6 protein-coding genes are annotated in these 5246 nt (G+C 72.3%); 4 read left to right on the forward strand and 2 right to left on the reverse strand.

Annotated elements, in window-relative coordinates; translation table 11 throughout:
• From ACZJYS_RS22405 to ACZJYS_RS22415, 3 genes are all read left to right on the forward strand, one after another.
• Positions 1-438, forward strand: a 438-nt coding sequence (locus ACZJYS_RS22405; RefSeq protein WP_493180382.1) for a transposase, incomplete at its 5' end; no start/stop codon positions are given.
• A gap of 71 nt (positions 439-509) precedes the next feature.
• Entirely contained in the window at positions 510-1745 is a 1236-nt protein-coding gene (locus ACZJYS_RS22410) for an argininosuccinate synthase (protein ID WP_109518020.1), read from the forward strand.
• 175 nt (positions 1746-1920) lie between these two features.
• Complete coding sequence (locus ACZJYS_RS22415; RefSeq protein WP_493180383.1) at positions 1921-2508, forward strand: hypothetical protein; 588 nt, start codon at positions 1921-1923, stop codon at positions 2506-2508.
• A gap of 95 nt (positions 2509-2603) precedes the next feature.
• Here ACZJYS_RS22415 and ACZJYS_RS22420 read toward each other — a convergent pair whose 3' ends face one another.
• The gene (locus ACZJYS_RS22420) at positions 2604-3032 is read right to left on the reverse strand and encodes a DoxX family protein (protein WP_109518018.1); all 429 of its coding nucleotides are present in this window, start codon (positions 3030-3032) and stop codon (positions 2604-2606) included.
• Between the two features lie 120 nt (positions 3033-3152).
• On the opposite strand from ACZJYS_RS22420, the gene ACZJYS_RS22425 reads away from it, so the two are divergent.
• Positions 3153-4076, forward strand: a complete 924-nt coding sequence (locus tag ACZJYS_RS22425) for a LysR family transcriptional regulator (RefSeq protein WP_379652296.1) — start codon at positions 3153-3155, stop codon at positions 4074-4076.
• Positions 4077-4272: 196 nt separating this feature from the next.
• Here the strand turns inward: ACZJYS_RS22425 and htpX are convergent.
• Positions 4273-5246 (reverse strand): zinc metalloprotease HtpX (gene htpX / locus ACZJYS_RS22430; RefSeq protein WP_493180384.1); only part of this gene is annotated, 974 nt, incomplete at its 5' end.

Raw genomic sequence — 5246 nt, forward strand, 5'->3', positions numbered from 1 at the left:
GCCATCTTCCACCTCGCCCACCAGCCCGGCGCCGCCTGGAAGCACCTGCCGGAGCGCTTCGGCCGGCCGGACACCGTCGCCCGCTTCTTCCGCCGCCTCGCCCATGCCGGCTTCTGGCACGCCCTGCTGCGCGCCCTCGCCAAGGCGCCGCCCGGCCACCCGCTGCGCGCCCTGGAATACGCCATCTGCCGCGCCTGCCGCCGCGCCGCGCGGCTGGGTGGCCTGCCGCTCCTGCGCCTGATCCGCCGCCTCGGCCTGCGCTCGGCGCTCGGCGCGCCGCCCTGGCTGCTGCCCGATCCGCTTTTGTCCGAAACCCTGCACCGCCTGCCGCTCGGCCCGCGCCCGGGGGCCGGGGTGCTGCGCTCCCTCGGCCGCCTGCTGCGCGATGCCGCCGGCCGCGCGCGGATTCCCCGCTCCGTCCGCCTCGGCTGGGCATGAGCGCCTTGCCGGCGCCGCCCCGCTGCGGCAAACCCCTGGCCTTCGCTCGTTCGGACAAAGGGACCCACGCTATGGCGGTCAAGGACGTGAAAAAGGTGGTGCTCGCCTATTCCGGCGGGCTGGACACCTCCGTCATCCTCAAGTGGCTGCAGACCACCTACCAGTGCGAGGTGGTGACCTTCACCGCCGATCTCGGCCAGGGCGAGGAGCTGGGCCCGGCCCGCGACAAGGCCCTGATGCTGGGCATCAAGGAAGAGAACATCTTCATCGACGACCTGCGCGAGGAATTCACGCGGGACTTCGTCTTCCCGATGTTCCGCGCCAACGCGCTGTACGAGGGCCAGTACCTGCTGGGCACCTCCATCGCCCGCCCGCTCATCGCCAAGCGGCAGATCGAGATCGCGGAGATGGTCGGCGCCGACGCGGTGAGCCACGGCGCCACCGGCAAGGGCAACGACCAGGTCCGCTTCGAGATCGGCTACTATTCGCTGAAGCCGGACGTGAAGGTCATCGCCCCCTGGCGCGAATGGGACCTGACCAGCCGCACGAAGCTGCTGGAATTCGCCGAGGCCAACCAGATCCCCATCGCCAAGGACAAGCGCGGCGAGGCCCCCTTCTCGGTGGACGCGAACCTGCTGCACTCCTCCTCCGAGGGCAAGGTGCTGGAGGAGCCGTGGGACGAGCCGCCGGAGATCGTCTGGCAGCGCACCATCCGCCCCGAGGACGCGCCCGACGTCGCCACCGAGATCACCATCGAGTTCGAGCGCGGCGACGCGGTGGCGATCAATGGCGAGCGCCTCTCCCCCGCCACGCTGCTGACGAAGCTGAACGCGCTGGGCCGCGAGAACGGCATCGGCCGGCTCGACCTGGTGGAGAACCGCTTCGTCGGCATGAAGTCCCGCGGCTGCTACGAGACGCCGGGCGGCACCATCCTCTACGTGGCGCACCGCGCCATCGAGAGCATCACGCTCGACCGCGAGGTGGCCCACCTCAAGGACAGCCTGATGCCGCGCTACGCCGAGCTGATCTACAACGGCTTCTGGTTCGCGCCCGAGCGCCGCATGATCCAGGCGATGGTCGACGAGAGCCAGAAGAGCGTCTCCGGCACGGTGCGGCTGAAGCTCTACAAGGGCAACACCATCGTCACCGGCCGCCAGTCGCCCAACAGCCTCTACTCGATGAAGTACGTCACCTTCGAGGAGGACCAGGGCGCCTACGACCAGTTCGACGCCCAGGGCTTCATCAAGCTGAACGCGCTGCGCCTGCGCCTCGGCGCCATGGCCGGCCGCAAGGGCGGTGCGCTCTGAGCCGTTGAAAAGGCCGGGGGAAGGAATGCCCCCGGCCCCCCATCCTCCTTCTGCCCGCCTCCGGGCCTGCGGGCGGGCAGGGGGCGCGAGGCAACCTGCCGGCGCCCCTCGCGTTCCTTCGGCATCGGGCCGCCCATCGGGGTGGCCGCAGACGAGCATGAAGGAGAAGGCAGCAATGGCCCGTATTTCCCTGACGATCGCGGCGGCGTCCCTGGCTCTGGCGGTGTCCGCCCCGCTGGCCCACGCGCAGATGGGCAGCGCCGTTCCGCCCGGCAACAGCATGGGCAGCGGCGGCATGCCGGGCGGCATGTCCGGCAGCATGGGCTCCGGCAGCAGCATGCAGGGCAGCAGCAGCATGCAGGGCAGCGGCGCCGCGATGGGCGGCTCGGGTGCCGCCAGCGGCGGGACCATGCAGGGCTCCGGCATGAGCGGTTCCGGAATGACGGGCCAGGGCATGAGCGGCTCAGGCATGAGCGGCTCGGGGATGAGCGGTTCCGCAACGACGGGCCAGGGCATGAGCGGCTCAGGCATGACGGGGCAGGGCATGGGCGCCTCGGGTATGCAGCGCCCGATGGGCTCGGCCTCGACCTACGGCATGGGAGGCATGACGGGCCAGGGTTCGGCCGGCAACACCATGTCCACGCCGGCGCAGCCTCTGGCGGGCGTGCAGTTGCCGCAGCAGGGCGTCGGCAACGGGGCCTACAATGGCGGCGGCGTCGTGCTGGAGCACCTGCCGGACGGTACGACGCGCATCGTCCGCTGAGGCGAAACGGCGGCAGCCGCCCGGCACTGCGGCGCCGGGCGGCTGCGATGAGGATTTAAGGGGCCGCTCCCGCGAGGGATCGGCCCTTTCGCCGTTCAGGCGGTGACAGCCTGGCGACGGCCCGTGAGCGCGGCGGTGGAGAGCGCCCAGGCGCCGTTGCCGAGCCCCGCCTGCACCAGCAGCGCCACGGTCCAGAACAGCGGGAACTCCCAGCCGCCGCCGGGGCGGCTGAACACCCAGCCATTGCCGAGGTGCTGCATCGTGGCGCCGACCAGGATCGGCACCGCCAGCAGCGAGACGAGGCGGGTCCAGAGACCCAGGATCAGGGCGATGCCGGCGGCCGTCTCGGCCAGCGCCACCACGGCGCCCAGCACCGGCGGATAGCCGAGGCTGCCGAAATAGCCCATCGTGCCGGCAAGGCCGAAGGTCATCACCTTCATCAGGAAGCCATGGGCCAGGAACATCACCCCGAGGCTGACGCGCAGCAGCAGGGTGGCATAGGGGATCAGGCGGGGGTCGTTCATCGGTTCGCTCGCTTGCGGAGGATGGAAGGACGGCCTTCCCGGCCGTGTCGCTGCTTTCCTAGACCCGGCGAGACCCTGGCTTCCAAACGCCATGCGGAACGGTCATCATTCGCGCCATCAATGGCCGACCTCTCCACCCTGGACCTGAACCTGCTGCGGGTGTTCGACGCCGTGGCGCGCGAGCGGCACGTGACGCGCGCGGCGCAGCGGCTGAACCTGTCGCAGCCCGCCGTCTCCAACGCCCTCTCCCGCCTGCGGCTGGTGCTGAAGGACGAGCTGTTCCTGCGCCGCCCGGGCGGGGTGGAGCCCACCGCCCTGGCCCTCTCCCTGGCCGAGCCGGTGGCGGAGGTGCTGGACCGGCTGCGCGGCGCGCTGGCGGCGCACGCGCCCTTCGACCCCGCCACCTCGGACCGGGTCTTCCCCATCGGCCTGTCGGAATATGCCGAGGCGGTGCTGGCGCCGCCGCTGCTGGCCGCCATGGCGCGGGAGGCGCCCGGCTGCCTGCTGGCGATCCGCCACGCGGACCGGGTGAACGCGCTGGAGATGCTGGAGGCGGATGCGGTGCAGATGGTGCTCGGCATGCTGGCCGAGCCGCCCGCCCTCTACACCCGGCTGCGTCTGCTGCCGGAAGGCTTCCTCACCCTGATGCGCCGCGGCCACCCGCTGGCCGAGGGCGAGATGACACTGGCGCGCTTCACCGCCTGGCCGCACCTGCTGCATTCGCCCAACGGCTCGCGCGATGGCGCGCTGGACGGGCCGCTGCGCGAGGCGGGCCATCCGCGCCGGCTGGGCGCGGTGGTGGCGCATCTCTCAGGGGTGCCCGCCATCCTGAAGGGCACCGACATGGTGATGACGCTCTCCGCCCGGCTGGCCACGCAGATGGCCGAGGCGCACGGGCTGCTGCTGCGCCCCTGCCCGGTGGAGACGCCGCACATGCGGCTGTCGCTGATCTTCCCGCGCCGCTTCGAGGCGGACCCCGGCCATGCCTGGCTGCGCCGCCGCCTGCTGGCCGTGGCGCGCGAGGCCACGCCCGCCGCCAGCTGAGCCGGGGGCTCTCCCCGCGCCCCCCGCGCCGCCTGGAGAGGCCACGCTGCCTCCGGCCCTTACCAGATCGCGATGCGCGGACCCTGCGCCCCGCCCGAGGCGGGCGAGCGCCCAGGTGGCGCGCAGCCAGGCAAAGCGCCGGCGCCCCTGGGCGGATCGGCCATGGCGGATCGGCCATGCTCCGCGGGAGCTGGGATCAGCCCCAGGGGCCGCGCTGCCGCCGCGGCGGCGCCGTGCCCCAGGGCCCCGGCGCCGCACCCGTGCCGCCCGCCGGCGGCAGGCCCGTCTGCGGAATGAAGGAGGCCTGCCCCCGCCCGCGCGGCGGCCCCATCTGCCCGGCCAGCTCCATCAGCGCCGCCACGCGGTTCTCGGTCTTGGGGTGGGTGGAGAACAGCCCGTCCATCCGCAGCCCGGCCAGCGGGTTGATGATGAACATGTGGGCGGTGGCGGGGTTGGCCTCGGCCGCCTGGTTCACATGCGTCAGGCGGCCCTGCTCCAGCCGGGTCAGGGCGTTGGCCAGTCCCAGCGGGTTGCCGCTGATCTCGGCCCCCGCCCGGTCCGCCTCGTATTCGCGGGAGCGGCTGATGGCCATCTGCACGATCATCGCGCCGATCGGCGCCAGCAGCATCACCAGGATGGCGGCGATCGGGTTCATGCCGCGCTCGCGGTTGCCGCCGAACAGGAAGCCGAACTGCGCCAGCATGCCGATGGCGCCCGCCAGGCAGGCGGTCATGGTCATGATCAGCGTGTCGCGGTTCCGGATATGCGCCAGCTCGTGGGCGATGACGCCGGCCACCTCGTCGGGCGGCATGCGGTTGAGCAGGCCGGTGTTGACGGCCACCGCCGCCTTCTCCGGGCTGCGGCCGGTGGCGAAGGCGTTCGGCTGGTCCTCGTGGATGATGTAGAGCGCCGGCATCGGCAGCCCGGCATTCTGCGCCAGCCGGGCCGTCATGCGGTAGAGCTCCGGCGCCTCCTGCGGGCCGACGGGCTGCGCGTTGTGCATGCGCAGCACCATCCGGTCGCTGTTCCACCAGGCGAAGAGGTTGGTGGCGCAGGCCACGCCGAAGGCGACCATCATGCCGCCCCGCCCGCCGATGACGCCGCCCACGGCGACGAACAGCGCCGTCATCGCCGCCAGCAGGAGGGTTGTGCGCAGATATCCGTTCATGC

The sequence above is a fragment of the Roseomonas sp. TS2 genome, from assembly GCF_058833935.1.